This window comes from Streptomyces virginiae, from assembly GCF_000720455.1.
In the GTDB taxonomy this organism is placed as follows: domain Bacteria; phylum Actinomycetota; class Actinomycetes; order Streptomycetales; family Streptomycetaceae; genus Streptomyces; species Streptomyces virginiae.
Genome location: NZ_JOAK01000048.1, coordinates 1 through 26,371, shown reverse-complemented (window position 1 = coordinate 26,371; position 26,371 = coordinate 1). Strand labels below are relative to the sequence as shown.

The window sequence follows — 26,371 nt, the reverse complement described above, 5'->3', positions numbered from 1 at the left end:
CCCCACCCCCGCCCCGGCCACCGCCACCCCCGCCGAGCCCCCGGCCAGGGCTACGCTTGATGTCGGAAAACCGCCAGCCCCCGTCGATCCCGCCCAGGATCCTGGAGCCATGCACACCGACACCGAGCGCTGCGTAAGGGCCGTGCAGTCGAAGGACGCCCGCTTCGACGGCTGGTTCTTCACCGCCGTCCTGACGACCCGGATCTACTGCCGGCCGAGCTGCCCCGCCGTCCCCCCGAAGGTCGAGAACATGACCTTCCTGCCCAGCGCCGCCGCCTGCCAGCAGGCCGGGTTCCGGGCGTGCAAGCGGTGTCGGCCCGACACCAGCCCCGGCTCCCCCGAGTGGAACGCCCGCGCCGACGCCGTCGCCCGGGCGATGCGCCTGATCCAGGACGGGGTCGTGGACCGCGAAGGGGTCCCCGGTCTCGCCGCCCGCCTCGGGTACTCCACCCGCCAGGTCGAACGCCAGCTCAACGCGGAGCTCGGAGCCGGCCCACTGGCCCTGGCCAGGGCCCAGCGCGCCCAGACCGCCCGGCTGCTCATCGAGACCTCCGAGCTGCCGATGGGCGACGTCGCCTTCGCCGCCGGGTTCGCCTCCATCCGCACCTTCAACGACACCGTCCGCGAGGTGTTCGCCCTGTCGCCGAGCGAGCTGCGGGACCGGTCGGTCAAGGCCAGCCGCAACAAGAACGCCCCGCCCCGGATCCCGGGGACGATCAGCCTGCGCCTGCCGTTCCGTACGCCCCTGAACCCCGACAACCTCTTCGGACACCTCGCGGCGACCGCGGTGCCCGGCGTCGAGGAGTGGCGCGACGGCGCCTACCGCCGCACCCTGCGCCTCCCCCACGGCACCGGCGTGGTCGCCCTGACCCCGCAGCCCGACCACATCGGCTGCCGTCTGGCCCTCACCGACCTGCGCGACCTGACGATCGCCATCAGCCGCTGCCGCTGGATGCTGGACCTCGACGCCGATCCCGAGGCCGTCGACGAGCAGCTGCGCTCCGACCCGCTGCTGGCTTCGCTGGTGGACAAGGCCCCCGGGCGCCGGGTTCCCCGTACGGTCGACGCGGCGGAGTTCGCCGTACGGGCCGTGCTGGGCCAGCAGGTGTCCACGGCGGCGGCGCGCACGCACGCTGCCCGCCTGGTCACGGCCCACGGCGAGCGCGTGGAGGACCCGCTGGGCGGGCTGACGCACCTCTTCCCGTCACCGCAGGCCCTGGCCGGGCTCGACCCGGAGTCGCTGGCGCTGCCGGGCAGCCGGCGCGCCACGCTCACCGGCCTGGTCTCGGCGCTGGCCGACGGTTCGCTGCCGCTCGGCTTCGACAGCGACTGGGACGCGGCCCGCGCGCAGCTGTCGGCGCTGCCCGGTTTCGGGCCGTGGACCACCGAGGTGATCGCGATGCGGGCGCTCGGCGACCCGGACGCGTTCCTGCCGTCCGATCTGGGCGTGCGGCGTGCGGCGCGGGGGCTCGGTCTGCCGTCCACCCCGTCGGCGCTGACCGAGCGGGCGGCCGGCTGGCGGCCCTGGCGGGCGTACGCCGTCCAGTACCTGTGGGCCACGGACTCCCACCCCATCAACCACCTGCCCGTCTGAGGAGCAGCATGAACGTCAAGCAGCACACCGTCGTCGACAGCCCGTACGGTCCGCTCACCCTGGTCGCCGCGGACGGCGTCCTCAGCGGCCTCTACATGACCGGGCAGCGCCACCGGCCGGCCGAGGAGTCCTTCGGGGAGCGGGTGGCCGCCTCGGAGGAGCCGTTCCCCGAAGTGGTGCGGCAGTTGGCCGCGTACTTCGCCGGGGAGCTGACCGAGTTCGACCTCCCGCTGCGGCTGGAGGGCACCGATTTCCAGCGGAGCGTGTGGGACCAGCTCGTGCGGATCCCGTACGGCGAGACGTGGTCGTACGGGGAGCTGGCGACGAGGCTGGGGAAGCCGAACGCCTCGCGGGCGGTGGGTCTGGCGAACGGGAAGAACCCGGTCGGGATCATCGTGCCGTGCCACCGGGTGATCGGTGCGTCCGGCAGCATGACCGGCTACGGCGGCGGGGTGGAGCGCAAGGTTCAGCTGCTGGCCTTCGAGTCCGCTTCGCGTTCTTAGGCGTCGGCCGACGGACCGGCTCCGAATGCGGACATACAGGACCGCCTGTATGAAAGAGATACCGCAACACGATCGGAGCCGGGCATGGACGACTATCCGCTTCTGAACCTCTTCTGGACGATGCTGTGGCTGTTCCTGTGGATCATGTGGTTCTTCCTGCTCTTCAAGATCATCACGGACATCTTCCGTGACCACACGATGGGCGGCTGGGGCAAGGCAGGCTGGCTGATCTTCGTGCTGATCCTGCCGTTCCTCGGCGTGTTCGTGTACCTCATCGCCCGCGGGAAGAGCATGACCGAGCGGGAGATGAAGCAGATGCAGGAGAACGAGGCGGCCTTCAAGCAGTACGTCCAGCAGGCGGCCGGCCCCGGCGGCGGCTCGGCGGACGAGCTGCACAAGCTCTCCACCCTCAAGGACAAGGGCGACATCACCCAGGAGGAGTTCGACCGCGCCAAGGCCAAGCTGCTGGCCTGACCCCGGGTCAGACCACCAGGAGCGGGACGAGCAGGGCGAAGGCGGCGCCGGCCTCCACGGCGTAGCCGTAGAGCGACGGGTGCTGCACGGGGGCGGCGAGCAGCACCACGCTCTGCTGCGCGGCGGCCGCCGCCACCCATTCGGCGTCGGCGCCGAGGTTGCCCTCGTACCAGCCCTGGCAGGCGCCGGGGCCGGTGACGGCGAGGAAGTCGTCCTCGCGGCGGTAGAGGGCCCGCCAGTCGGCGGCGGGCGTGGACCATCCCTCGAAGTCGGCGAACTGGGCCCAGCCGCCCTCGCGTATCGCGGTGTCGAAGAGCCACACGGGCGTCCCGTCGGGGGTGACCTCGCCGCCGGCCTGCTCGTCCGTCGTGAAGTGGACCATGGGCAGGGCGTCCGGCCCCTCGGCCGTGCTGGGCCAGGCGTACATCGTGATCATCTTTTGATTCTGTCCTGGTCGGAGTAAGCCGGGTGTGTGCCGGGTGTGTTCACGGGGTGACCGGGCGGCGGCCGTTCTCCAGCTCCACGGTGCCCTCACCCGACTGGAGTACCCGGTAGGCCTCTTGGACGCGCGGTCCGAGCGATCCGGGCAGGTAGGTGGTGAGTTCGGCGGGGTCGACGAGCCGCCACGAGACCAGTTCCTCTTCCTGGAGCCTGATCGAGGCGAGCCGGGCCTCGTCGAGCACGCCACCGTCGTAGAGGTACGCGACGAGCGGCGGCCGGTCGGGCCCGACCGTCCAGTCCACGGCGAGGAGCCGGCCGAGGGGGACGTCGATGCCGATCTCCTCGGCGCTCTCGCGGCGGGCGGCGGTGCGCGGCGACTCGCCCCGGTCCGATTCGATGGTGCCGCCCGGCAGGGCCCAGCCCTCGCGGTAGTTGGGCTCGACGAGCAGGACCCGGCCCTCGGCGTCCCGGTAGAGGGCGGCCGCGCCGGCCAGCACCCGGGGCAGGCTCGCGATGTACGTGGCGTAGTCATCCGTGGTGGTCACCCGGCCACCCTACCGAGGTGCCGCCGGTCAGACGCCCGCCGCGGGGCCGGTGCCGGGACCGTCCTCGGGGTCCCGGCCCCTGGACCGCGCGACGCGGCGCAGGCGGGGGTGGCTCGGGAGGCCGCCGCCGGGCCCCTGCTCGGTGACGGCGTCGCCGACCATGGCCCGGACCGCGTCCCGCACGCCGTGCAGGGGATGGTGGCGGGCGGGTCCCGCGCCGGGGTCCTCGCGGAGCTCCTTCACCAGGGCCCAGCAGAGCAGCAGCATGACGACGACGAAGGGCAGCGCGACCAGGATGGTGGCGGTCTGCAGGGACTTCAGGCCGCCCGCGACGAGGAGTACGGCGGCCACGGCGGCCATCAGTACGCCCCAGGTGACGACGAGCCAGGTGGGCGGGTGGAGGGAGCCCCGGCTGGTGAGGGAGCCCATGACGAGGGAGGCGGAGTCGGCGCTGGTCACGAAGTAGGTCATGACGAGGACCATGGCGACCCACGAGGTGAGCGTGGACAGCGGCAGCGCGTCCAGCATCGCGAAGAGGGATGCCTCGGTGCCCTCCTTGAGTTCGGCCGCGAAGTCGACGGCACCGGTGGAGTCGAGGCGGATGGCGGTGCCTCCCATCACGCAGAACCAGACGACGGTGGCCCCGCTGGGCACGAGCAGCACGCCGATGAGGAACTCGCGGACGGTGCGGCCCCGTGAGATGCGGGCGATGAAGGCGCCGACGAAGGGTGCCCAGGAGAGCCACCACGCCCAGTAGAAGATCGTCCACGCGCCGAGCCAGGCGCTGTCGGTGAAGGCGCCGGTGCGGCTGGCCATGGGCAGCAGCTCGCTCAGGTAGCCGCCGACGCTGGAGGGGATGACGTCGAGGATGTAGACGGTGGGGCCGAGGAGGAAGACGAAGAGCATCAGGACCGCGGCGAGCACGATGTTGCCGGTGCTCAGCCACTTCACGCCCTTGTGCAGGCCGGAGAAGGCGGAGAGCACGAAGGCCGCCGAGAGTGAGCAGATGATGATCAGCTCGACGGTGGTGGAGTCCTGGATCCCGGTGGTGAGGCTGAGGCCCTTGGAGACCTGGAGCGCGCCGAGGCCGAGGCTGGTGGCGGTGCCGAAGACGGTGGCGAAGACGGCGAGCAGGTCGATGGCCCGGCCGGGCGCGCCGTCGGCGCGCTCCCGGCCGATGAGGGGGACGAAGGCGGAGCTGAGGCGGTTGCCGCGGCCCTTGCGGAAGGTCGCGTAGGCGAGGGCGAGTCCGGCGATGCCGTAGATGGCCCAGGGGGTGAGGGTCCAGTGGAAGAAGGAGTACTCCATGGCCGCGAGGGCGGCCCCGCCGGTGCGGGGGGCCGCTCCGGAGGCGGGGGGCGGGGCGAGGTAGTGGGTGAGGGGCTCCCCCACGCCGTAGAACATCAGGCCGATGCCCATGCCCGCGCTGAACATCATCGCGATCCACGAGAGGTTGGTGAACTCGGGCTCGGAGTCGTCCGCGCCCAGGCGGATCCGGCCGAAGCGGCTGATGGCGAGGACGACGCACATGACGAGGAAGACGTCGGCGGCGATCACGAAGAGCCAGGCGAAGTTGTTCAGGACCCATGCGAGCGCGGTGCTCGACACGGTGTCGAAGGAGTCTCCGGCGAGGGCCGCCCAGGCGACGACGGCCAGCACGGCGATCACGCCGAGGGTGACCACGGTGTGGTCCGGGGCGCCGTCCACGGGACCGCCGGGGCCGCCGCCCGGGGTGTCCGGACGTGGCTGTTCCAGTGATTCGGCGCTCATGCGGCCACACTATGCAGGCGTATATCCGTATTTAGCCGCATGGCGCGCCGGGTGTGGCCCAGGCCACTCATGGGCATAGGAGGATCCTCCGGATAAGCTCATGGCGGCGCGACTGCACTGTTCGATAGCAAGGGATAGCAAGGTGACGGACGGAGCAGTAACTGAGGCCGCGCGCGTGCTCATCGCCGCGGACAAATTCAAGGGCTCGCTCACGGCCGTTCAGGTCGCGGAGCGGGTGACGGCCGGCCTTCGCAGGGCCGTACCGGGCGTGGAGATCGAGACCCTCCCCGTCGCGGACGGCGGCGACGGCACGGTCGCGGCCGCCCTGGCGGCCGGTTTCGAACGCCGGGAGGTACGGGTCACCGGACCGCTCGGTGACCAGGTCACGGCCACCTTCGCGCTGCGCGGGGGCACCGCCGTGGTCGAGATGGCGGAGGCCTCCGGCCTCCAGCTGCTGCCGGCGGGCACCTTCGCCCCGCTGACGGCGACCACGTACGGCTCGGGCGAGGTCCTCAAGGCCGCGCTGGACGCGGGAGCCCGCTCGATCGTCTTCGGCGTCGGCGGCAGCGCCACCACGGACGGCGGTGCCGGCATGCTGGCGGCGCTCGGCGCGGTGTTCCTGGATGCGAACGGCGAAGCGGTCGGTCCGGGCGGCGGTGCGCTGGCCGACCTGGCCTCGGCCGACCTGTCGGGCGTCGACCCACGCTTCGCGGAGGTCGACTTCGTCCTGGCCAGCGACGTGGACAACCCGCTGACCGGCCCGAAGGGCTGTGCGGCCGTCTACGGCCCGCAGAAGGGCGCTTCGCCCGAGGACGTGGCGACGCTCGACGCGGCGCTGGCGCACTACGCGCAGGTGCTGGAGAAGGCGATCGGCCCGAAGGCCACCGAGCTCGCCGCGTCTCCCGGGGCGGGCGGCGCGGGCGGCATCGGCTACGGCGCGCTGCTGCTGGGTGCGAGCTTCCGGCCGGGCATCGAGCTGATGCTGGAGGTGCTGGGCTTCGCGCCGGCGCTGGAGCGGGCCACGCTCGTGATCACCGGTGAGGGCTCGCTGGACGAGCAGACCCTGCACGGCAAGGCTCCCGCGGGCGTCGCGGCGGCGGCGCGGGCGGCGGGCAAGCCGGTGGTCGCGGTCTGCGGCCGACTCCTGCTGGGCCAGGAGGCCCTGGAGGGTGCCGGTATCCGCAAGGCGTACCCACTGACGGATCTGGAGCCCGACCCGGCCAAGTCCATCCCGAACGCGGGTCCCCTCCTGGAGCAGGTCGCCGCGAACATCGCCGCCGACGTCCTCTGACCCACCGGGCCCCGGGCGTTTCCCGGGCGGACGGTGCGGGGGCGCGGTGAGGCCCCGTAGCCCACGCCCAAACCCCGGGACAGTGTTAGAAAGGGCTCATGACCGGACGTTTTGGTCGACAGCCGACCGGGTGGGGTTCGCGCATGTCCGCGCGCCTGGCCCGGGGGGCGCACAGTGTCGCCGGTCAGGTCTTCGCCCTCCAGGCGGTGATCGTGCTGCTGCTGATCACCGCCGCCGCGCTGGCCCTGGTCTTCCAGGCCCGCTTCGACAGCCAGCGCGACGCCCGCAACCGCTCGCTCGCCGCCGCCGAGGCCTTCGCGCACGCCCCCGGGCTCCCCCAGGCGCTGATGTCGCGCGATCCGACGGCCGTGCTCCAGCCGCTGGCCGAGGCCGCCCGCAGGGCCTCGGGCCTGGACTTCATCGCGGTGATGGACCTGCGCGGGGTCCGCTACACCGACTCGCGGCCCGAGCTGATCGGCAAACGGGCCTCGGACATCTCCCGGGCCGTCGCCGGGGAGTCCTTCACCCAGGTGTTCAAGGGGCAGCCGAGCGACGCCGTGCGGGCGGTGGTGCCCGTGCGGAACGCGGACGGCGAGGTCATCGGCCTGGTCGGCACCGGCATCGAGGTGGAGAACGTCTCCCACGCCGTCGAGGGACAGCTCCCCCTCCTCGTGGGCGCCACGGCGGGCGGTCTGCTGCTGGGCACGGCCGGCGCCGCCCTGGTCAGCCGGCGGCTGCTGCACCAGACCCGGGGCCTGGGCGCCGCCGAGATGACCCGGATGAACGAACACCACGAGGCCGTTCTGCACGCCGTCCGCGAGGGCGTGCTCATCATCGGCAACGACCAGCGGCTCATCCTCGCCAACGACGAGGCCCGGCGGCTGCTCGACCTGCCGCAGGACGCCGAGGAGCGCCACGTCGGCGACCTGGGACTCGACCCCCGCACCACCGAGCTGCTCGCCTCGGGCCGGGTGGTGACCGACCACGTGCACCTGGCGGGCGACCGGCTGCTCGCGGTCAACGTACGGCCCACGATGGCGTACGCGGGGCGGCCGGCCGGCCGTGTGGTGACCCTGCGCGACTCGACCGAGCTCGCCTCGGTCTCCGGCCGGGCCGAGGAGGCCCGCAGCCGCCTCCAGCTGCTGTACGACGCGGGCGTGCGGATCGGCACCACGCTGGACGTGGCACGGACCGCCGAGGAGCTGTCGGAGGTGGCCGTGCCGCGCTTCGCCGACTTCGTCACGGTGGAGCTGCTGGAGCCCGTGCTGCGCGGCGACGAGCCCTCACGCGGCGGCGTGTACACCGAGATGCGCCGGGCCGCCATCTCCGGGATCCGCAGCGACTCGCCGCTCCAGCCGGTCGGCGACCTCATCCGGTTCGAGGTGCCGACGGCCCCGATGGCGGCGGCCCTGGACGCCGGGCACGCGGTGCTCGCTGCCGATCTGAACGCGGCCATGGGCTGGCGGGCCCAGGACTCCCAGGGCACCCGGGTGGCCCTCGAGTACGGACTGCACTCGCTGATCTCCGTACCCCTCCAGGCCCGCGGGGTGGTGCTGGGCATGGCCAACTTCTGGCGGGCCGACACCCCCGAGCCCTTCGACGGGGAGGACCTGTCCTTCGCGGAGGAGCTGGGTGCGCGGGCGGCCGTCTCCATCGACAACGCCCGCCGCTTCACCCGCGAGCACGCGATGGCCGTGACGCTCCAGCGCAGCCTCCTGCCCCGGGTGCTGCCCGACCAGAGCGCCGTGGACGTGGCCTACCGCTACCTGCCGGCGAAGGCGGGGGTGGGCGGCGACTGGTTCGACGTGATCCAGCTGCCGGGCGCCCGGGTGGCGCTGGTCGTGGGCGACGTCGTCGGGCACGGGGTGCACGCGGCGGCCACCATGGGCCGCCTGCGGACCGCGGTGCACAACTTCTCCACCCTGGACCTGCCGCCCGACGAGCTGCTCGGACACCTGGACGAGCTGATCAACCGGATCGACCAGGACGAGGCCGGGGGCGCCGGGAACGCGGAGGGCACCGCCGACGGGAACGGGAGCGCAACGGGCGGCGAGGACGCGGAGCCCGACGGTACGGCCGGGCGCGCCTCGTCCGTCACCGGCGCCACCTGTCTCTACGCGGTCTACGATCCGGTCTCGGGGCGGTGCCGGATGGCGAGCGCCGGCCACCCCGGGCCCGCGCTGATCCGCCCCGACGGCCGGGTGGAGTTCCCCGAAATGCCGGCCGGGATCCCGCTCGGCGTGGGTGGGATGCCCTTCGAGGCGGTCGAGTTCGACCTGCCGGAGGGGAGCCGGCTGGTGCTGTTCACGGACGGCCTGGTGGAGGACCGCGACCGGGACTTCGACACGGGTCTGCGCCTGCTCGCCGAGAGCCTGTCACGGTCCGGCCGCAGCCCCGACCAGGCGGCGTCCGACGTGCTCGCCACGATGCTGTTCCCGGTGCCGAGCGACGACATCGCCCTGCTGATCGCGGACACCCGGCGGCTGGAGGCCGACCGGGTCGCCGAGTGGGAGGTGCCCGTCGAGCACTCCGCCGTCTCGCGGGTGCGCAACGCCGGCTCGGCGCAGCTCGTCGAGTGGGGCCTGGAGGACATCGCCTTCACCGCGGAGCTGATCCTCAGCGAGCTGGTCACCAACGCGATCCGGTACGGCAGCGCGCCCGTCGGGGTCCGCCTGATCCGCGACCGGAGCCTGATCTGCGAGGTCTCCGACGGCAGCAGCACCTCCCCGCACCTGCGGTACGCGGCCACCACCGACGAGGGCGGGCGCGGGCTGTTCCTGGTCGCGCAGTACGCCGAACGGTGGGGCACCCGCTACACCGACCGCGGGAAGGTCATCTGGGCCGAGCTGCCGCTGACCGGGGGTGCGGAGCCGCAGCCGCCGGCGCCGCCGGACCTGGACGCGCTGGAGGACCTGGCCTGGTGAGCCGGGTGGGTCAGGCGGGCCGGGAGCGGGCGAGCAGCATCGCCACGTCGTCCTCCTGCGCGCGCGGGAGCAGCCGCCGCAGGATCTGGTCGCACAGTCCCTCCAGGGGCTGCTCCACCCCTTGCAGGGCCTGTCCCAGCTGTTCCATGCCCTGGTCGAGGTCGCGGTCCCGGGCCTCGATGAGTCCGTCGGTGTAGAGGACGAGCAGGCTGCCCGGGGGCAGGCGCACCTCCTCGGTGCGGAAGTCGCGTCCTCCGGTGCCCAGCGGGGTCCCGGGCGCGCCGTGGAGGAAGGTGACGCTCCCGTCGGTGGCGACGACGGCCGGCGGCGGGTGGCCGGCGCGGGCGATCACGCAGGTGCCGGACGCCGCGTGGTGCACCGCGTACACGCAGGTCGCCATCTCGTCCTCGCCCAGGTCGGCGACGACCGCGTCGAGGGAGCGGAGCAGCTGCGCGGGGGGTACGCCGTGGCGCGCGAGGGTCCGTACGGCCGTGCGCAGCTGGCCCATGACGGCCGCCGCGTGGACCCCGTGGCCCATGACGTCCCCGATGACGAGCCCGGTCCGGCCGCCGGGCAGCGGGATGGCGTCGAACCAGTCCCCGCCGACGTCGTGGTCGCTGGCGGGCAGGTAGCGGCCGGTGAGTTCGAGGCCGGGGACCTCGGGCAGGGCGCTGTTGGTGAGGCTGCGCTGGAGGGTGAGGGCCGCCCGGCGCTGGCGGGTGTACATGCGGGCGTTGTCGATGTTGAGGGCGGCGCGGGCGACGAGTTCGTCGACGAGTACGCAGTCCTGCGCGTCGAAGGGCTCGCGCTCGCGCGTCCGGGTCACGGTGACGGCTCCCAGGACGGTGCCGCGGGCGACGAGCGGGACCAGGCGGGCCGAGCCCAGGGTGGCCAGGTAGGCCCGCAGGGCGCCGGCGCGCGGGGAGGTGATCAGTGCCGGGATGTCGGAGACGTAGAGGTTCATGGGCAGGCCCTCGGTGATGACCCGCTCGTAGACGGTGCCCTCGGGGATCTGGAAGGTCTGGCCGGCGGTGAGTTTCGCGGTGGGGGCGGCAGGGTCGGGGAACTGGGCCGCCAGGCGGCGCAGCACTCCGCGGGTGGAGGCCGCGGGCGCCGCGCCCTCGTCGGGGCCCAGGACCGATTCGAGGAGCTGTACGTCGGCGGAGTCCGCGAACTGCGGCACCAGCAGTTCGACGATCTCCTGGGCGGTCTGGTGCAGGTCCAGGGTCGTGCCGATGCGGGTGCCGGCCTCCGCGAGCAGGGCGAAGCGGTGCTGGGCCAGTTCGGCTTCGGCCTGGGCCTGCTGTCGCTCGGTGATGTCGATGAGGGAGGCGATCACTCCGAGGGGCCGCCCGGAGCCGTCGAGGAGCGGGGCGTAGGAGCAGGACCAGGTCCGGTCGTGTTCGGGGTCGGCGGGTGTCCGTCCGGTGCGGCGGACGTCGACGACGGCGGTGCCCCGGTCGAGGACCTGCTGCATGGTCGCCTCCAGGGCGACGGCGTTGACCCCGGGGACGACTTCGGTGAGCCGTTTGCCGAGGTGGTCGGCGGCGGACACGCCGTTCATGCGGGCCAGTGCGTCGTTGACGCGCAGGAAGCGCAGGTCGGGGCCGAGGGTGGCGAGGCCGATGGGCGACTGGGTGAAGAGGCTCTGGAGGGCGGCGAGGGAGTCGCGCATGTGGAGGACCTCGGAGGTCTCCACGGCGATGAGCAGGGCGCCCGTGCGGCCGGCGGCGTCGACGGCGGGGACGATCCACATCTCCATCACGACGCGGTGCCCGTCGCGGTGGCGTACGGGGAGGGTGCCGACGACGGTCTCGCCGGCCTGGACGCGGCGGGTCAGCTGGTCGGCGAGCTCGTGGTTGGCCTCGGGGACCAGCACGGAGGCGCCGGGGCGGCCGAGGATGTCTTCGGGACGGTGCCCGAGCAGGTCCTGGGCGGCCAGCGACCACTCCACGATGCGGCCGTCGGCGTCCTCCCGCCACAGGGCGATCGGCAGCAGCTCGCGGAGTACGCCCGCGTAGCCGACAGCCGCCGCCGGCGGGTCCGGCACCTCGCTCGTCGACTGGTAAGTGTCCACACCGACCTCACCCCGGGGGCCCGATTCCTACCGATTCACCCTATCCGAGGCGTCGGCACCGGGCTCTGCGTTTCCGAAAGGGCGGGTGAGGACCGTACCTCCGTGGGGACGTCCCGAAACCCGCGCCCGGCCCCGTCCGGCGGCCCGACTCACGCGTGTGCCATCAGTTCCCCGGCTCCGCCGCTGATCACCGCCGTCACCGGGATGCCCGCACGGTCGATCAGGCCCGCCGCGACGGCCGCCCGGCGACCACTGCCGCACACCACCAGGATCTCCCGGTCCCGGGGCAGCTCGCCGATCCTGCGGGGCAGTTCGGCGAGGGGCACCGCGAGCGAGCCGGGGATGCCGCCTTCGGGGTGGTCCGGGCGCACGTCGAGCACCAGTCTGCCGTCGAGGCGCCCGGCCAGGGCGGCCGCGTCCGCGGTGCGGAAGGTGCGCAGCGGGCGGCCGGCGGCCACCCAGGCGTCGGTCCCTCCCGCCAGGTAGCCGGAGATGTCGTCGTATCCGATCCGCAGGAGCTGGACCATCGCCTCGTGGGCCGCCTCCCCGGCCGGTTCGGGCAGGACGAGGACCAGCCGCGTACCGAAGGGGACGACCTCGCCGACGAGGCTCGCGAAGCGTTCGTCGAGCTCGTCGCAGATCGAGTCGGGCAGGTGGCCGGCGGCGAAGGCCGCCCGGTCCCGTGCGTCGACGATCTGCGCGCCGCCGCCGAGGAGGCCCTCCACCACGGTCGGTGTGAGCGGGCGCATCTCGGGCGGGCCGCCGAGCACGCGGGGGCCGGCTCCGTTGATGGGCCCCATGTGGCGGTAGTAGGCGGGGTACGCGGGCAGGCCCGACATCCGTCCCCTGACGAACTCCTCCTCGTCCTGGGCGGTGAGCACGGGGTTGGTGCGCCGCTCCGTGCCGACCGTGCTGGTCCGCTCCCCCGACACCGGGCCGGCCGCGCAGGAGCTGCCCGCGCCGTGGGTCGGGAGCACGCGGGTGCCGTCCGGGAGCAGGGCGAGGCGGCGCAGGGTCCGGTACTGGGCCCTGGCGAGTTCCTCCGTACGGCCGCTGCCGGACAGGTCGGTCCGGCCGGCGTTGCCGACGAGGAGGCTGCCGCCGGTGAAGACGGCCGAGGGGGCCCGGGCGGCGTCGTCGAAGACGAGGTAGGAGGTGTGTTCGGCGGTGTGGCCCGGGGTTTCCACGGCCCGCACGGTCACGTCGCCGACGCGGATCTCGTCGTTGTCGGCCATGGGCAGGTGGTCGAAGGCGTACGGTGCGCGGGCGGGGCCCGCGACCGTGGCGCCGGTCGCCGCGCGGACCTCCAGCGCGCCGGAGACGTAGTCGTTGTGGACGTGGGTCTCCAGGACGTACCGGATCCGGACCTCCTTGGTAGCACAGGCCTCCATCAGCTCCCAGCTGTCCCGCTGCGGGTCGACGAGGGCGGCCTCGTCGCCGCTCACGAGCAGATAGCTGGTGTCCCCGAGCGACGGGGTGGCGATGACCTCGATCGTCGCCTCGGAACCGTTCATACGACCACCACTTCGACGGAGGCCACGGGGTTGCAGCCGTAGCCACGGGCGTTCCACGGGGCCTGCGGCGGCTGCGTGTCGCCGCGGGCGTCGGTCGCGCGGGAGAGCAGCCGGTACGGTCCCGGCTGCTGAGGGGTCCACCGGTAGGACCAGCCGCTCCAGGCGTACGGGCCGGCCGGTGGTTCGAGGACGGCCCGGTGCCAGCCCCGGACGTGGTCCGGGTCGCGGCCGTCGTCCTCGTGTTCGGCCCGTACCTCGACGCTGCGCACGGGCACCCCGTCGCCCGTCCAGGCGTGGCCCCGGACCAGGGTCTCGTGGCCGCGGCGCAGGTCATCGTCGGGTGCGGGCTCGGTGATGAGCGACTTGACCCGCAGCGTGGTGACGGGGCCTTCGGGGGTTCCGCGCGGGTCGAGGTAGAGGTAGTCGTCGGTCTGGAAGACCCCGGCGAAGGGGCTGGTCACGGCCCGTGCTCCGACCAGCCACTTCACATCTGCGACGGCGTACCGGCCGGGGGCCACCAGGCGGACCGGCGCCCCGTGCTCGGGGGTGAGCGGTTCGCCGTTCATGCGGGTGGCCAGGAGGGTGTCCGGGTGGCGTGCCACGGCGAGCGGGAGGCTGCGTTCGAAGGGTGTGCGGCGGCCGTGCACCGGGCCGGAGTCGGCTCCGGTGAAGACCACCTCGACGGCCGCGGGGTCGATCCCGGCACGGTCGGCGAGGAGGCGGAAGGGCACGCCCGCGAAGCGTGCGCAGCCCACGGCCCGCTGGCTCCAGGGCAGGCCGGGCGGGGGTGGCCGCATCAGGCTGCGGCCATTGCCCGCGCATTCGACGACGACGTCGAGCTCGTGGTGTTCCAGGGTGAGCAGTTCTTCGTAGCCGATGGAGAAGGCGGTGGCGACGGCGCCGCCGAACCGGAGCCGCCAGTTGCCGGGGGCGGTCGGCGGGATGCCGAAGTGGTCGCGTACGAAGAAGGCCCCCACGGGGGTGACGGGCTCGGTCAGGGCGGCCGACGGGGTCTGGGCGTTGTACGGCTCGTCCGTGACCGTCTCGGGTGCCCAGACCGTGGCGCCGGGCCCCTGCGCGACCCGGAATTCCGGCGCTGCGGTCATGGCCACACCTCCCGTCGGCCTCGGACGGCGCGCGACGCGAATTTCTTCCAGCGTACGTCCCGGAATCCCTTGACTCAGGACAAACGGGGAGGAGACTGGTCAATACACCGGATCACCGGAAAGAGCCGCACCTCCCTCAGGAGACGTCCTGGGGCCCGAGTGACTTTGTCCAGGCTCTGGCCAGGCCCCCGGCAGGACTTGTCGGCCACGGGAGCCATCGGCGACGGCGGATGGCTCATGGCATCGGCGGACTGCCGGGGACTGTCATGTCCGCAGACACCCGCGGGTAGGCCCGTACCGCCTCAGGCGAGTTCGCGCGGGCGGGGCACCTCGGCCGTGTCCAGGACCGCGGCGATCCCCTGGGCCAGGCAGGGGATCCGGTGGGCCGATATGCCGGCGATGTTGATGCGCCCCGAGGTCGTCCCGTAGATGGCGTACTGCCTGCGCAGCCGGAGCATCTGGTTCGGGGACAGCGCCAGCATCGAGAACATGCCCTTCTGCCGCGCCAGCCTGCGCGCCTGCTCCGTGTGGCCGAGCGCGGCGAGGTGGGCGGTCAGATCCGCCCGGTTGGCCATGATCCGGCCGCGCATCACGTCCAGCTCCGCGCGCCAGGAGGCCCGCAGCCCCGCGTCCTGGAGGATCGTGGTCACGACGGCGGCGCCGTGCTCGGGCGGCATCGAGTACAGGGTCCGGGCCGCGTTCTGCAGGGCCGTCTCGGCGTGCCGCACGGCCTGCACCGAGGAGCCGAGGACGATGGCGCAGCCGACGCGGTCGCTGTAGAGGCCGAAGTTCTTCGAGCAGCTGACGGCGATCAGCATCTCGGGCACCCGGGCCGCCAGCATCCGCGTGGCCAGCAGGTCGGACTCCAGGCCGTCGCCGAGCCCGTGGTAGGCGAGGTCGACGAAGGGCACCCAGCCACCGCGCTCGGCCGATTCGGCCAGCGCCTCCCAGTCGTCCAGCAGGGGGTCGACGCCCGTGGGGTTGTGGCAGCACCCCTGGAGCAGGACGACGTCGTCGCGGCCGGCGTCCGCCAGCTCCCGCAGCACGCCGGCCGTGTCGAAGCCGCCCTCGGCGTCCCGCCAGCCGTAGGTGCGGACCTTGAGCCCCGCGGCCTCCAGGATGGGCCGGTGGTTGACGTAGGCCGGGTCGCTGATCCACACCGTGGCGCCCGGGCGGGTGCGGTGGACCAGGTCGGCCAGCAGCCGCAGCGCGCCGGAGCCCGCGACGGTCTGGACGGCCGCGGCCCGCTCGGCGGGCCCGTGCGGCCCCAGGACCAGGTCGAGCAGGGAGCTGTTGAAGGCGGTGTTGCCGGAGAGCCCGCGGTACTCCTTGGACTCGGAGCGCTGCGCCAGCCGGATCTCGGCCTCGCGGACGGCGGCCATGACGGGGGTGGTCCCGGACTGGTCCCGGTAGACGCCGAGGACGAGGTTGAGGCGTTCGGGCCGCTCGTCGCCGCCGAACTCGTACGTCAGGTCCCACAGCGGGTCGGTGGGCGGCGGGGGAAGGAGCTCAAGCATCTGCGGGGACCTCGGGTCGGGGGCGGCGGTTGGCGAGGACGACGCCGGCGGTGATGAGCGGGACGCCGACGAGGACGGCGGCGGTCGGTGACTCGCCGAGCAGGGGGATCGCGAGCAGGACGACGGCGACGGGGCTGAGGCTGCCGACGACGGAGCTGCGTTCGGCGCCGAGACGGCGGATGGCGAAGGCGTACAGCAGGCCCGCGCACAGCCCCACCCCGAGCCCCTGCACGACCAGGAACAGCGCGATGTCGCCGCCCGCGGCGTGCGCGATGCCGGTGGGGAGGACGCCGGTCAGGACGAACAGTCCGATGATCACGAAGGAGGGCAGGCACAGCAGGCCGATCGACCCGACGGGATCGAGGTCCACCTCGCGCAGCCCCACGGTGTACAGGGCCCACAGGCCGCTGGCGACCAGCAGGATGCCGGAGCCGGCGAGGACGTCGGTGTCCACGGGGACGACGTAGCGCCAGACGAGGGCGCCGACGCCGGCGGCGATCAGCGACAGGCCGACGGCCTGGGTCCCCCGGGGCACGCCGTGACCGCGCCGGATCATGATCAGGGAGACGAAGAGCGGGACCATGCCGGGGACGATCGACCCGACGAAGGCCGCGGAGGTCAGGGCCCCGCCGTGCATCGCGGCCAGGAAGAAGGGCACCCCGGCGCCGCAGACGATCTTCAGGGCGGGGCCCGGCCGCACGGCGGCGATGGCGCGACGGCGCCGCCACAGGGAGGGGAAGAGGACGACGAGGGGCAGCCCGAACCGCAGCAGCGCAGCGTCGGCGGGCAGCAGCGAGGAGGTGCTCAGGGCGCGGGCGCTGAGTGCGAACGCCGCCCAGATCGACACCGTCACCAGCAGTGCCAGCATGCCCTGGGCCTGGGGGGAGAGCCCGCGCCGGCCGGGGTGTCCGGCGCGCGGGCCCGCCGCATCGGGAGGCAGGGTCGCCCGGGTGGTGTGCGTCGCGACCAAGGGATCCACTCCAGCCTCTGGAACACGGACCGGTCCGGTCCGCTCGAAGGCAACGTTAGGCCTTGGGCCGGGGCAGCCGATTGCCAGTTCTGCCCTTCGGACATACGTTTGGGGCAGGATCTGCCAAGGAGTGGCCATGGACGCAGTCGATCTGCAGATCATCCGGGAATTGCAGACGGACGGGCGTCTTTCCAACCAGGAACTGGCCGACCGCGTCCGGCTGTCCCCGTCACCCTGCCTGCGCAGGGTCCGGCGGCTGGAGGAGGCGGGCCTGATCCGCGGCTACACGGCCATGGTCGACCAGGTCGCCTTCGGGCTGCCGGTGACCGTCTTCGTCCGGATCCGGCTGGAACGGCACACGGCGCAGGCGGTGCGCCTCTTCGAGGAACACGTCGCGGTCATCGAGCACATCCAGGACTGCTACCTGATGGCGGGCAGCAGCGACTACCTGCTCCGGGTCGTCATCGAGGACCTGGAGGCGTACGAGGCACTGGTGCGCCACCGGATCCACGCCATCCCCGGGATCGCCTCGATCGAGTCGAGCTTCGCGTACGGCAGCGTGAAGCAGTCCAGGACCTACCCGCGGCCGGCTCCGGGCGCCTCCCGGCGGCCGCGGGGAACGTGAGGCCCGCCGGGACGCGATGCCCGCCGGGACGTGAGGCCCGCCGGGACGTGAGGCCCGCCGGGGCGGCCGGGAGGTCTACCGGGACGCCTCGACCGCCGCCTCGAAGGCGGCGTGGGCGGCTTCGTCGAAGAGGACGAAGCGCGCCTCCTGGACCTCGGTCCGCGCCGCCCGGACCGTCCGGACCGCGATCCTCGCGCCGTCGTCCATGGGCCAGCCGTAGATGCCGGTGGAGATGGCCGGGAAGGCGACCGTACGGGCGCCCAGCTCGTCGGCGACGCGCAGCGACTCGCGGTAGCAGGAGGCGAGCAGCTCCGAGCGGTCCTCTTCGCGCGACCAGACGGGGCCCACGGTGTGGATGACGTGTCCGGCGGCCAGCCGGCCGGCCGTGGTGGCGACGGCCCGGCCCGTCGGCAGGCCCTTGCCGTAGTGCGAGCGCCGCAGGTCCTCGCAGGCGGCGAGGATCTCGGGGCCGCCCTTGCGGTGGATGGCGCCGTCGACCCCGCCGCCGCCGAGCAGCGAGGAGTTCGCGGCGTTGACGATGGCGTCGGCCTTCTCGGCGGTGATGTCGCCGCGGACGAGGGTGATGCGGACCATCGGATGTCCTTCCCAGGGGTGGTTGCGGGGCCGGGAGGCCGCTCTCAGGAGGCCTTGCGCAGGTGGCGCCAGACCGCCTTGGCGGCGTTGTGGCCGGACATGCCGTGGACACCGGGCCCCGGCGGGGTCGCCGAGGAGCAGATGAAGACCGCCGGGTGGGCCGTGGTGTACGGGGAGAGGCTGAGCCTCGGGCGCAGCAGGAGCTGCAGGCCCGAGGCGGCGCCGCAGGCGATGTCCCCGCCGACGTAGTTGGGGTTGCGGGCGGCGAGCTGGGGCGGGCCGGCCGTGGCGCGGGCCAGGACCAGGTCGCGGAAGCCGGGGGCGAAGCGCTCCAGTTGGCGCTCGACGGCTTCGGTGAGGTCTCCGTCCCAGCCAGCGGGGACGTGTCCGTACGCCCAGAAGACGTGCTTGCCCCGGGGGGCCCTGCCGGGGTCGACCAGGCTGGGCTGCGCCGTGATGAGGAAGGGCGTGCGGGGGGCCCGGCCGCCCGAGGCGAGCTGGAGGGCGGCGTCGATGTCGCGCAGGCGCGGGCCGACCTGGACGGTCCCGGCGCGGCGCGGCTCCTCGGCCGTCCACGGGACGGGGCCGTCCAGCGCGTAGTCGATCTTGAATACGGAGGCGCCGTACCGGTAGCCGTCGTACGCGCGCCCGAGGCGGGCGATCCGGGCCAGCGCGGTGGGCGAGGTGTCGAAGACGTAGGTGCGGGCGGGCGGGAGGTCGTCGAGCCGCTTGACCTCGAAGTCCGTGTGGATCTCGCCGCCGAGGTCGCGCAGGTAGGCGGCCAGGGCGTCGGAGATGGACTGGGAGCCGCCGCGGGGCATGGGCCAGCCGCCCGCGTGGGCCGCGAGGGCGAAGACCAGGCCGACGGCGCCGGTCCCGATCCCGTCGAGCGGTGCGATGACGTGGGCCACGAGTCCCGCGAACAGCGCGCGGGCCCGTTCGTCCCGGAAGCGGCGCAGGAGCCAGGTCGAGGGCGGCAGGCCGGCGAGCCCGAAACGGGCGAGGGTCACCGGGTCGCGGGGCAGCGCGGTGTCGGGGAGGGACATGAAGTCCCGGGCCAGCGTGTCCCATCGGCCGAGGAACGGTCCGACCAGTCGCCGGTAGGCGCCGGCGTCGCGCGGGCCCAGGGACGCCGCCGTCTCCGCGACGGAGCGCGAGAGGACTGCGGCCGTGCCGTCGTCGAAGGGGTGCGCCATGGGCAGCGGGGCGTGCAGCCACTCCAGCCCGTACCGCTTCAGCGGCATCGTGGCGAAGACCGGCGAGCCGATGCCGAGGGGGTGCACCGCGGAGCAGGGGTCGTGCCGGAAGCCGGGGAGGGTGAGCTCCTCGGTCCGGGCTCCGCCACCGACCGTGCCGGCGGCTTCGAACACGGCCACGGAGAAGCCGCGCCGGGCCAGTTCGACGGCGGCCGTCAGCCCGTTGGGACCCGCTCCCACCACGACCACATCGAAAATCGACGGCACTTGCACTCCTTCGTTTCCGGCGGCGCTTGCACCTCCAGGATATTGCGACGGGCCGGTGGGGCCGGACCCGCCGGACCCCCTACGCGTCCCGGAGCAGCTCCCGGATGCGTACGGCGGTGGCCTCGTCCCGCCCGACGGCGAACGGCAGGGCGTTGTCGCGGTCCACCCGGAAGGGGACCCCGTCGACGGTGCTCTGCGCGCCGCCGGCCTCGGCGACCAGCAGCAGTCCGGCGGCGTGGTCCCAGGCCGAGGGCCAGGTGAAGGCGAGGGCGTCCATCTCCCCGCGGGCCACCTTCAGGTACTCCAGGCCGGCCGAACCGCAGGGCCTGGCGGCGACGCCGGGTACGTCCAGCCGGGCCAGGGTGCGCTTGTTCTCGTCGGAGGTGTAGAGCGGGTGGGCGATGGCGACCCGCAGGTCGGCGCCGGGCGCGGGCGAACCGCTGTGGATCCGCTGCCCGTTGACGTACGCGCCCTGTCCGCGCACGGCGGTCGCCAGCTCCTCCAGGGCCGGGGCGAAGGTCCAGGAGGCGAGGATCTCGCCGCGGTGGGCCAGCGCGACCAGGGTGCAGAAGGCCGGGTCGCCGGCCACGAACTGGCGGGTGCCGTCGACGGGGTCGACGATCCACACGGGGGCGTCCGCGCGCAGCGCCTCGTACACGGTGGGGTCGGCGTGGACGGCTTCCTCGCCGACCACGGCCGAGCCGGGCAGCAGTCGCGTCAGGGAGGCCGTGAGGTGTTCCTCGGCCTTGCGGTCGGCGACGGTCACCAGGTCGTGCGGGCCGCTCTTCTCGTCGACCTCGTGCTCGGCGAGCTGCCTGAATCTCGGCATGATCTCGATCGCCGCCGCCTTGCGGACGGCTTCTTCCACATCGGGCAGGCCATGGGCCAGGAACTCATCGATCATGCCTCCAGCAAAGCACGCCCGGCCGACAAACCCCACTGCCGGTGCCGGACGCCGGGGCGGCCACCGGGTGGCCTGCGGGTGAACCGCCCCGGGGGGTCCTGTCGGCGTCAGTCGTTCCCGCCGGTCAGCAGGCGGGCGCGCAGGCGCTCCACCGTGCGCTCCGACAGTCCGACGCGGTCGGTGAGGTAGCCGTGCACGGATCCGTGGCGGGCCTCCAGGTCCGCCAGCACCAGCTCCATGATCACCGCGGGGGCGCGCCCGTAGCTCGGCCACTTCATGACCCGGTCGGGGTTGGCGGTGCGCCAGTCGGCGGCGAGGCGCTCGGTGGCCAGTTCGGTCAGCGCGAAGTCGGCGAGGATCTCCTCCCGGTCCACTCCGAGCAGGGTCAGGACGAAGGCGGCGATCAGCCCGGTCCGGTCCTTGCCCGAGGTGCAGTGGAACACCACGGGGCCGGGCGATTCGGCGATCTCCTCGATGACCTGCCGGATCTCCTCGGCGCCGTCCTCGGTGACCTCTGCGAAACGGTCCGCGAGATAGCGCCAGGGGTCGATGCCGGGGTCGATCTCGGCCTGGTCGTAGGGGCGGTGCTCGATGCTCAGGTTGACGTAGCGGAACCGTTCCGCCTCGGGGATCCGGCCCTTCGCCTCGATCTCCCACGGGTAGCGCAGGTCGATCACGGTCCCGACGCCCAGTTCCAGGAACCGCTCCCAGTCGGCGCCCTGCAGCTTGCCGAGCGAGTCGGCCCGGTACAGCGTCCGCCATGCGACCGTGCGGCCGTCGGCGGACCGGTATCCGCCCACGTCACGGAAGTTGTGCAGTCGGCCGAACTCGATGTGCCGGTTCATCGGCTCTCCCCCTGTTTCCCGGGCATCGCTCGTGACGATGCGTCGTGTTCGCGGCTGGTCCCGCTCGAACACATCATCACGTACGGGGAGTTCGGGGCGGGGCCCGCACGGGGGCCCCGCCAGCGCGACGGGGTCAGTCCCGCAGGACCGGGATGACGTGGGAGCCGTACGCGTCGATGGTGGCCTCCCGGGCGTCGTGCATGTCGTAGACCGCGAACTGGTCGACGCCCAGGTCGCGCAGGGCCCGCAGCTTCTCGATGTGCGCCTCGGCCGGGCCGAGCAGGCAGAAGCGGTCGACGATCTCGTCGGGGACGAAGTCGGTGGACGGGTTCCCGGCGCGGCCGTGGTGGCTGTAGTCGTAGCCCTGGCGGGCCTTGATGTATTCGGTGAGCTCCTCCGGGACCATGGTGGAGTGCTCGCCGTAGCGGGAGACGAGGTCGGCGACGTGGTTGCCGACCATGCCGCCGAACCAGCGGCACTGGTCCCGCGCGTGGGCCAGGGCTTCGGCCGAGTCGTCGGCCGTGACGTAGGCGGGGGCCGCCACGCAGATGGTGATGGCGTCCGGGTCCCGGCCCGCCTCGGTCGCGGCCTGCCGTACGGCCTTGACCATCCACTCCGTGAGGTAGAGGTCGGCGAGCTGGAGGATGAACCCGTCGGCCTTCTGACCGGTGAGGGCGAGCGCCTTCGGCCCGTACGCGGCCATCCAGACGGGCAGTTTCCCGTCCTTGATCCACGGGATCCGCAGCGGCTTGCCGTCGACCTCGGCCTCGCGGCCCTCGGCGAGGTCGCGGATGACCTCGATGGCCTCCCCGAGCCGGGCCAGGGTGTTGGGCGCCCGGCCGGCGACCCGCATCGCGGAGTCGCCGCGGCCGATCCCGCAGACGGTGCGGTTGCCGTACATGTCGTTGAGGGTGGCGAAGGTGGAGGCGGTGACCTCCCAGGTGCGGGTGCCCGGGTTGGTCACCATCGGGCCGATGTGCATCTTCTGCGTGTTGGCGAGGATCTGGCTGTAGATGACGAACGGCTCCTGCCACAGCACGGCGGAGTCGAAGGTCCAGCCGTAGCGGAAGCCGTTGCGCTCGGCGCGGCGCATGAGGCTGACCACCTGCGAGGCGGGCGGATCTGTTTGCAGGACGAGGCCGAAGTCCATGGGGCGGCTCCTTACGGGCTTACAGGTACTGGCAGGTGGAGCGGTGGACGAAGGCCCCGTGGCCGGCCCGGCCGGTGTACTCGCGCCGGTCGATGACGAGTTCGCCGCGCGAGAGGACGGTGTCGACGCGTCCGGTGATCCGCTTGCCCTCGTACGCCGAGTAGTCCACGTTCATGTGGTGCGTCTCGGCGGAGATGACCTGCTCGGCGTGCGGATCGTAGAGGACGATGTCGGCGTCGGCCCCCGGCGCGATGGTGCCCTTCTTCGGGTAGAGGCCGAACATCCGGGCGGGCGCGGCGCAGGCGATCTCGATCCACCGGCGGCGGCTGATGTGCCCGTCCACCACGGCCTGGTGGAGGAGGTCCATGCGGTTCTCCACCCCGGGCAGCCCGTTGGGGATCTTCGAGAAGTCGCCCCGGCCGAGCTCCTTCTGGCCCCGGAAGCAGAAGGGGCAGTGGTCGGTGGAGACCACCTGGAGGTCGTTGGTGCGCAGCCCCCGCCACAGAGCGGCCTGGTGTTCGCGCGGCCTCAGCGGGGTGGAGCAGACGTACTTGGCGCCCTGGAAGTCGGGCTCCTCCAGGTTGTCGGTGGACAGGAACAGGTACTGCGGACAGGTCTCCCCGAAGACCGGCAGGCCCTTGTCACGGGCGGCGGCCAGCTCGGCCACCGCCTCCTCCGCCGAGACGTGCACGACGTACAGCGGGGAGCCCGCGACCCGGGCGAGCTGGATGGCGCGGTGGGTGGCCTCCGCTTCCAGGAGCACCTTGCGGACCTCGCCGTGGTGGCGGGGGTCGGTCTCCCCGCGGGCCAGGGCCTGTTCGACGAGGACGTCGATCGCGATGCCGTTCTCGGCGTGCATCATGATCAGCCCGCCGTTGGAGGCACCGCGCTGCATGGCGCGCAGGATCTGCCCGTCGTCGCTGTAGAAGACGCCCGGGTAGGCCATGAACAGCTTGAAGGAGGTGACTCCTTCGCCGACGAGGAGGTCCATCTCCTTCAGGGTGCCCTCGTTGACGTCGGAGAGGATCATGTGGAAGGCGTAGTCGACGGCGCAGTTGCCGTCGGCCTTGGCGTACCAGGTGTCGAGCCCCTCGCGCAGGGAGTGGCCCACGCTCTGCACGGCGAAGTCGACGATGGTCGTGGTGCCGCCCCAGGCGGCGGCTCTGGTGCCGGTCTCGAAGGTGTCCGAGGCGGCGGTCCCGCCGAAGGGGAGCTCCATGTGGGTGTGCGCGTCGACCCCGCCCGGGATGACGTACTTCCCGGTCGCGTCGATCGTGCGGTCGGCCGTCCAGGCGCCGGCGGCCGCGGAGCCGTGGGCGGCGAGCGCCGCCACGCGGCCGTCCTCGATCAGGACGTCCGCGTGGAGTTCGTCGGCGGCGGTGACGACCAGGCCGCCGCTGATCAGGGTGCGGTTGCTCATGTTGTCCCCCTACTGGATGCCGCGCAAAGCCTGTTCGAGGATCTCGGCGCCCTCTTCCGCCTCGGCGACGGTGAGGGAGAGCGGCGGCGCGATGCGCAGCACGCTGGTGTTGTGGCCGCCGCCCTTGCCGAGGAGCAGGCCGCCTTCGCGGGCGGCCTCAAGGACGGCGGAGGCGGCGTCCGGGTCGGCCTGGTCGGTGCCGGGCTTGGTGAGTTCGATGCCGGCCATCAGGCCCCGGCCGCGGACCTCACGTACGGCGGGGACGGTGGCGGCGATCCCGCGCAGCCGCTCCAGGAGCAGGCCGCCGACGCGTCGGGCGTTGCCCTGGAGGTCGTGTTCCAGCAGGTAGCCGAGGTTGGCGACGCCGGCCGCCATGGTGACGGGTGAACCGCCGAAGGTGGAGATGGAGTTGGAGTCCAGGCAGTTCATCACCTCGGCGCGGGCCACGACGCCGCCGATGGACATGCCGTTGCCGATGCCCTTGGCGAAGGTGAGGATGTCCGGCGGGCCGTTCTGGGCGTGCGCCTGCCAGCCCCAGAAGTGGTCGCCGGTACGGCCCCAGCCGGTCTGCACCTCATCGCTGATCCACAGGATGCCGTGGCGGTCGAGGACCTCGCGGAAGGCGCCGTACAGCCCGTCGGGCGGGGAGGTGAAGCCGCCTACTCCCTGGACGGGTTCGGCGATGAGGGCGGCCACTCCCCCGCGGGCCTGGCCGAGCACGTCTTCGAGGTCGGCGACGGCCGCGGCGGTGAAGGCGGTGTCGTCGAGGTGGGCGAAGGGGCCGCGGGTGCGGACGGCGCCGTGGACGTAGTACGTCTGGAGCGGCGAGAGGCTGGTCGGGGACCAGCCGCGGTTGCCGGTGATGGAGACGGTGGAGAAGGACCGGCCGTGGTAGCTGTTGCGCATCGCCAGGATCTGGTTGGAGCGGCGGTACGTCGTCGCGAGCAGCAGGGCGGTGTCGTTGGCCTCGGTGCCGGAGGTCGTGAAGAAGACGCGGGCGTCGGGGATGCCGGACAGGGCCGCCACCCGCTCGGCGAGCTCGATCATCGGCCGGTTGAGGTACAGGGTGGAGGAGTGGATGATCCGCCCCGCCTGCTCGGCGACGGCCTTGGTGACCTCGGGCAGGGCGTGGGCGGTCATCGTGGTGAGGATGCCGCCGAAGAAGTCGAGGTAGCGGTTGCCGTCGGCGTCCCAGACGTGCCGTCCCTCGCCATGGGTGAGCTCGATGGGGTTGGCGTAGTAGAGCGCGAGCCAGTCGGGCAGGACGGTGCGGTGGCGGTTGTGGAGCGGGGTCGGGTTGGTCACGGCTGTACGAGCCCTCCGTAGGCGTCGGGGCGGCGGTCGCGGTAGAAGGCCCACTGGTCGCGGACCTCCTTGATCAGGTCGAAGTCGAGGTCGCGGACGAGGAGTTCCTCCTCCTTGTCGCTGGCGACGTCGCCGACGAACCGGCCGCGCGGGTCGACGAAGTAGCTGGTGCCGTAGAAGTCGTTGTCGCCGTACTCCTCCTGGCCGATGCGGTTGATCGCGGCGACGAAGTACTCGTTGGCGACGGCCGCGGCGGGCTGTTCCAGCTGCCAGAGGTAGGCGGAGAGGCCGCGGTGGGTGGCGGACGGGTTGTAGACCAGCTGGGCGCCGGCCAGGCCCAGTTCGCGCCAGCCCTCGGGGAAATGGCGGTCGTAGCAGATGTAGACGCCGATCCGGCCGACGGCGGTGTCGAAGACGGGCCAGCCGAGGTTGCCCGGACGGAAGTAGTACTTCTCCCAGAAGCCCTTGACCTGCGGGATGTGGTGCTTGCGGTACTTGCCGAGGTAGGTGCCGTCGGCGTCGATGACGGCGGCGGTGTTGTAGTAGAAGCCCGCGCTCTCCAGCTCGAAGACGGGGACGACGATGACCATCCCGGTCTCGCGGGCGAGGTCCTGCATGCGGCGGACGGTCGGGCCGTCGGGGACGGCCTCGGCCCAGCGGTAGTGCTCGGGCTCCTGGACCTGGCAGAAGTAGGGGGCGTTGAACACTTCCTGGAAGCCGATGATCTTCGCGCCTTCGGCGGCGGCCCGGCGGGCGTACTCCTCGTGCTTGGCGATCATCGATTCGGTGTCTCCGGTCCAGGTGGCCTGGACCAGCGCGGCGCGGACGACTTGGGCCATGAGCTGCTCCTTGTGACGGGAACGCCGAGTTCTACGCACGTAGACGGTATGCGTAGGGAGTAGAACGTAGGCCGCGTCACAGCGTGGGGCAAGACCGCCTTGCACAGTTGGAGTAGTCGGTCACGTTACGTCGCGCCGCGGTCGTTTGCGGTCAACGGACGGGACTTTGACGACATGAAGCGGTTCCGCTCCGGCCCGGCCGGGTGGCTCCCGCCGGGGGTGCCGACCCCGGTCGGCCGGTGGTGCTGGGGCTCTGCCCCAGACCCCGCGCCTCAATCGCCGGCGGGGCTCGGTGGTGTGGGGCGGTGCCCCGCCGGAGTGTCTCCTCGGCTCGCGCGGTACCGCATCTCGCGGCCGTACCCGGCGGTGCGCGCTCGTCCTGCGGGGACACTCCGCCGTGTCCCCACCCCACGGCAGTGCTCCGTCAGTGCCCCGGACACGCCCCAGGCTGTGGACTCCCGGGCCAAGGGGACGGTTTCCGGAGCCTGCCCGACGCGGGA

Annotated in this window: 22 protein-coding genes; 6 read left to right on the top strand and 16 right to left on the bottom strand. The window is 72.8% G+C overall.

The genetic code is table 11. The annotated features are described in order from the left end of the window. Positions 1-109 precede the first annotated feature (109 nt). The 3 genes from IG86_RS0136480 (at position 110) to IG86_RS0136470 (ending at position 2,571) form a co-directional block, all read left to right on the top strand. Positions 110-1,594 (top strand): AlkA N-terminal domain-containing protein, encoded by a 1,485-nt coding sequence (locus tag IG86_RS0136480; protein ID WP_030902601.1) that lies wholly within the window; start codon positions 110-112, stop codon positions 1,592-1,594. A gap of 8 nt (positions 1,595-1,602) precedes the next feature. Further along, positions 1,603-2,097, top strand: coding sequence for a methylated-DNA--[protein]-cysteine S-methyltransferase (locus tag IG86_RS0136475; RefSeq protein WP_030822543.1), 495 nt, complete (start codon positions 1,603-1,605; stop codon positions 2,095-2,097). An 84-nt stretch (positions 2,098-2,181) separates the two neighbouring features. Next, positions 2,182-2,571: an SHOCT domain-containing protein gene (locus tag IG86_RS0136470; protein WP_030822540.1), complete on the top strand. Its 390-nt coding sequence runs from the start codon at positions 2,182-2,184 to the stop codon at positions 2,569-2,571. Positions 2,572-2,578: 7 nt separating this feature from the next. Here IG86_RS0136470 and IG86_RS0136465 read toward each other — a convergent pair whose 3' ends face one another. The 3 genes from IG86_RS0136465 to IG86_RS0136455 are packed head-to-tail and all read right to left on the bottom strand — an operon-like array spanning position 2,579 to position 5,327. Continuing rightward, entirely contained in the window at positions 2,579-3,007 is a 429-nt protein-coding gene (locus IG86_RS0136465) for a hypothetical protein (RefSeq protein ID WP_030822537.1), read from the bottom strand. Positions 3,008-3,056: 49 nt separating this feature from the next. Then, complete coding sequence (locus tag IG86_RS0136460) at positions 3,057-3,557, bottom strand: NUDIX domain-containing protein (RefSeq protein WP_030822534.1); 501 nt, start codon at positions 3,555-3,557, stop codon at positions 3,057-3,059. A gap of 27 nt (positions 3,558-3,584) precedes the next feature. After that, on the bottom strand, positions 3,585-5,327 hold the full coding sequence (locus IG86_RS0136455; protein WP_030902597.1) for a BCCT family transporter: 1,743 nt from the start codon (positions 5,325-5,327) through the stop codon (positions 3,585-3,587). Between the two features lie 142 nt (positions 5,328-5,469). On the opposite strand from IG86_RS0136455, the gene IG86_RS0136450 reads away from it, so the two are divergent. Next, entirely contained in the window at positions 5,470-6,618 is a 1,149-nt protein-coding gene (locus IG86_RS0136450) for a glycerate kinase (protein WP_030902594.1), read from the top strand. Positions 6,619-6,761: 143 nt separating this feature from the next. Further along, positions 6,762-9,542 (top strand): SpoIIE family protein phosphatase, encoded by a 2,781-nt coding sequence (locus tag IG86_RS0136445; RefSeq protein WP_234349104.1) that lies wholly within the window; start codon positions 6,762-6,764, stop codon positions 9,540-9,542. A 10-nt stretch (positions 9,543-9,552) separates the two neighbouring features. Here the strand turns inward: IG86_RS0136445 and IG86_RS0136440 are convergent, their stop codons facing one another. The 5 genes from IG86_RS0136440 to IG86_RS0136420 all read right to left on the bottom strand — a co-directional run bounded on the left by IG86_RS0136440 (position 9,553) and on the right by IG86_RS0136420 (position 16,726). Next, positions 9,553-11,619: a SpoIIE family protein phosphatase gene (locus tag IG86_RS0136440; RefSeq protein WP_030902586.1), complete on the bottom strand. Its 2,067-nt coding sequence runs from the start codon at positions 11,617-11,619 to the stop codon at positions 9,553-9,555. Between the two features lie 149 nt (positions 11,620-11,768). Continuing rightward, a complete protein-coding gene (locus tag IG86_RS0136435; RefSeq protein ID WP_030902583.1) occupies positions 11,769-13,133 on the bottom strand; it encodes an MBL fold metallo-hydrolase in 1,365 nt (454 codons plus the stop codon). Next, the gene (locus tag IG86_RS0136430) at positions 13,130-14,239 is read right to left on the bottom strand and encodes a sulfite oxidase (RefSeq protein ID WP_051785614.1); all 1,110 of its coding nucleotides are present in this window, start codon (positions 14,237-14,239) and stop codon (positions 13,130-13,132) included. The genes IG86_RS0136435 and IG86_RS0136430 overlap by 4 nt, the downstream gene beginning before the upstream one ends. A 302-nt stretch (positions 14,240-14,541) precedes the next feature. Further along, positions 14,542-15,756 (bottom strand): amino acid aminotransferase, encoded by a 1,215-nt coding sequence (locus tag IG86_RS0136425; RefSeq protein WP_030902578.1) that lies wholly within the window; start codon positions 15,754-15,756, stop codon positions 14,542-14,544. Then, a complete protein-coding gene (locus IG86_RS0136420) occupies positions 15,749-16,726 on the bottom strand; it encodes a DMT family transporter (protein ID WP_030902574.1) in 978 nt (325 codons plus the stop codon). Before IG86_RS0136420 ends, IG86_RS0136425 begins: the two co-directional genes overlap by 8 nt. A gap of 136 nt (positions 16,727-16,862) precedes the next feature. Between IG86_RS0136420 and IG86_RS0136415 the strand changes: the two genes are divergently transcribed. Beyond that, on the top strand, positions 16,863-17,351 hold the full coding sequence (locus IG86_RS0136415; protein WP_030822513.1) for an Lrp/AsnC family transcriptional regulator: 489 nt from the start codon (positions 16,863-16,865) through the stop codon (positions 17,349-17,351). 75 nt (positions 17,352-17,426) lie between these two features. Here IG86_RS0136415 and IG86_RS0136410 read toward each other — a convergent pair whose 3' ends face one another. The 8 genes from IG86_RS0136410 to IG86_RS0136375 all read right to left on the bottom strand — a co-directional run bounded on the left by IG86_RS0136410 (position 17,427) and on the right by IG86_RS0136375 (position 25,871). Further along, complete coding sequence (locus IG86_RS0136410) at positions 17,427-17,945, bottom strand: O-acetyl-ADP-ribose deacetylase (RefSeq protein WP_030902570.1); 519 nt, start codon at positions 17,943-17,945, stop codon at positions 17,427-17,429. 44 nt (positions 17,946-17,989) lie between these two features. Beyond that, positions 17,990-19,408, bottom strand: a complete 1,419-nt coding sequence (locus tag IG86_RS0136405; RefSeq protein WP_030902568.1) for a phytoene desaturase family protein — start codon at positions 19,406-19,408, stop codon at positions 17,990-17,992. Between the two features lie 79 nt (positions 19,409-19,487). Next, positions 19,488-20,312: an inositol monophosphatase family protein gene (locus IG86_RS0136400; protein WP_030902566.1), complete on the bottom strand. Its 825-nt coding sequence runs from the start codon at positions 20,310-20,312 to the stop codon at positions 19,488-19,490. Positions 20,313-20,419: 107 nt separating this feature from the next. Further along, positions 20,420-21,157, bottom strand: a complete 738-nt coding sequence (locus IG86_RS0136395; RefSeq protein WP_030902565.1) for a tyrosine-protein phosphatase — start codon at positions 21,155-21,157, stop codon at positions 20,420-20,422. Between the two features lie 133 nt (positions 21,158-21,290). Next, positions 21,291-22,307: a TIGR03842 family LLM class F420-dependent oxidoreductase gene (locus IG86_RS0136390; RefSeq protein ID WP_030902564.1), complete on the bottom strand. Its 1,017-nt coding sequence runs from the start codon at positions 22,305-22,307 to the stop codon at positions 21,291-21,293. Between the two features lie 19 nt (positions 22,308-22,326). Continuing rightward, complete coding sequence (gene hydA, locus IG86_RS0136385; protein ID WP_030822496.1) at positions 22,327-23,727, bottom strand: dihydropyrimidinase; 1,401 nt, start codon at positions 23,725-23,727, stop codon at positions 22,327-22,329. A gap of 9 nt (positions 23,728-23,736) precedes the next feature. After that, positions 23,737-25,032, bottom strand: coding sequence for an aspartate aminotransferase family protein (locus IG86_RS0136380; protein WP_030822493.1), 1,296 nt, complete (start codon positions 25,030-25,032; stop codon positions 23,737-23,739). Beyond that, on the bottom strand, positions 25,029-25,871 hold the full coding sequence (locus tag IG86_RS0136375; RefSeq protein ID WP_030822490.1) for a nitrilase-related carbon-nitrogen hydrolase: 843 nt from the start codon (positions 25,869-25,871) through the stop codon (positions 25,029-25,031). Before IG86_RS0136375 ends, IG86_RS0136380 begins: the two co-directional genes overlap by 4 nt. Positions 25,872-26,371: the final 500 nt, after the last annotated feature.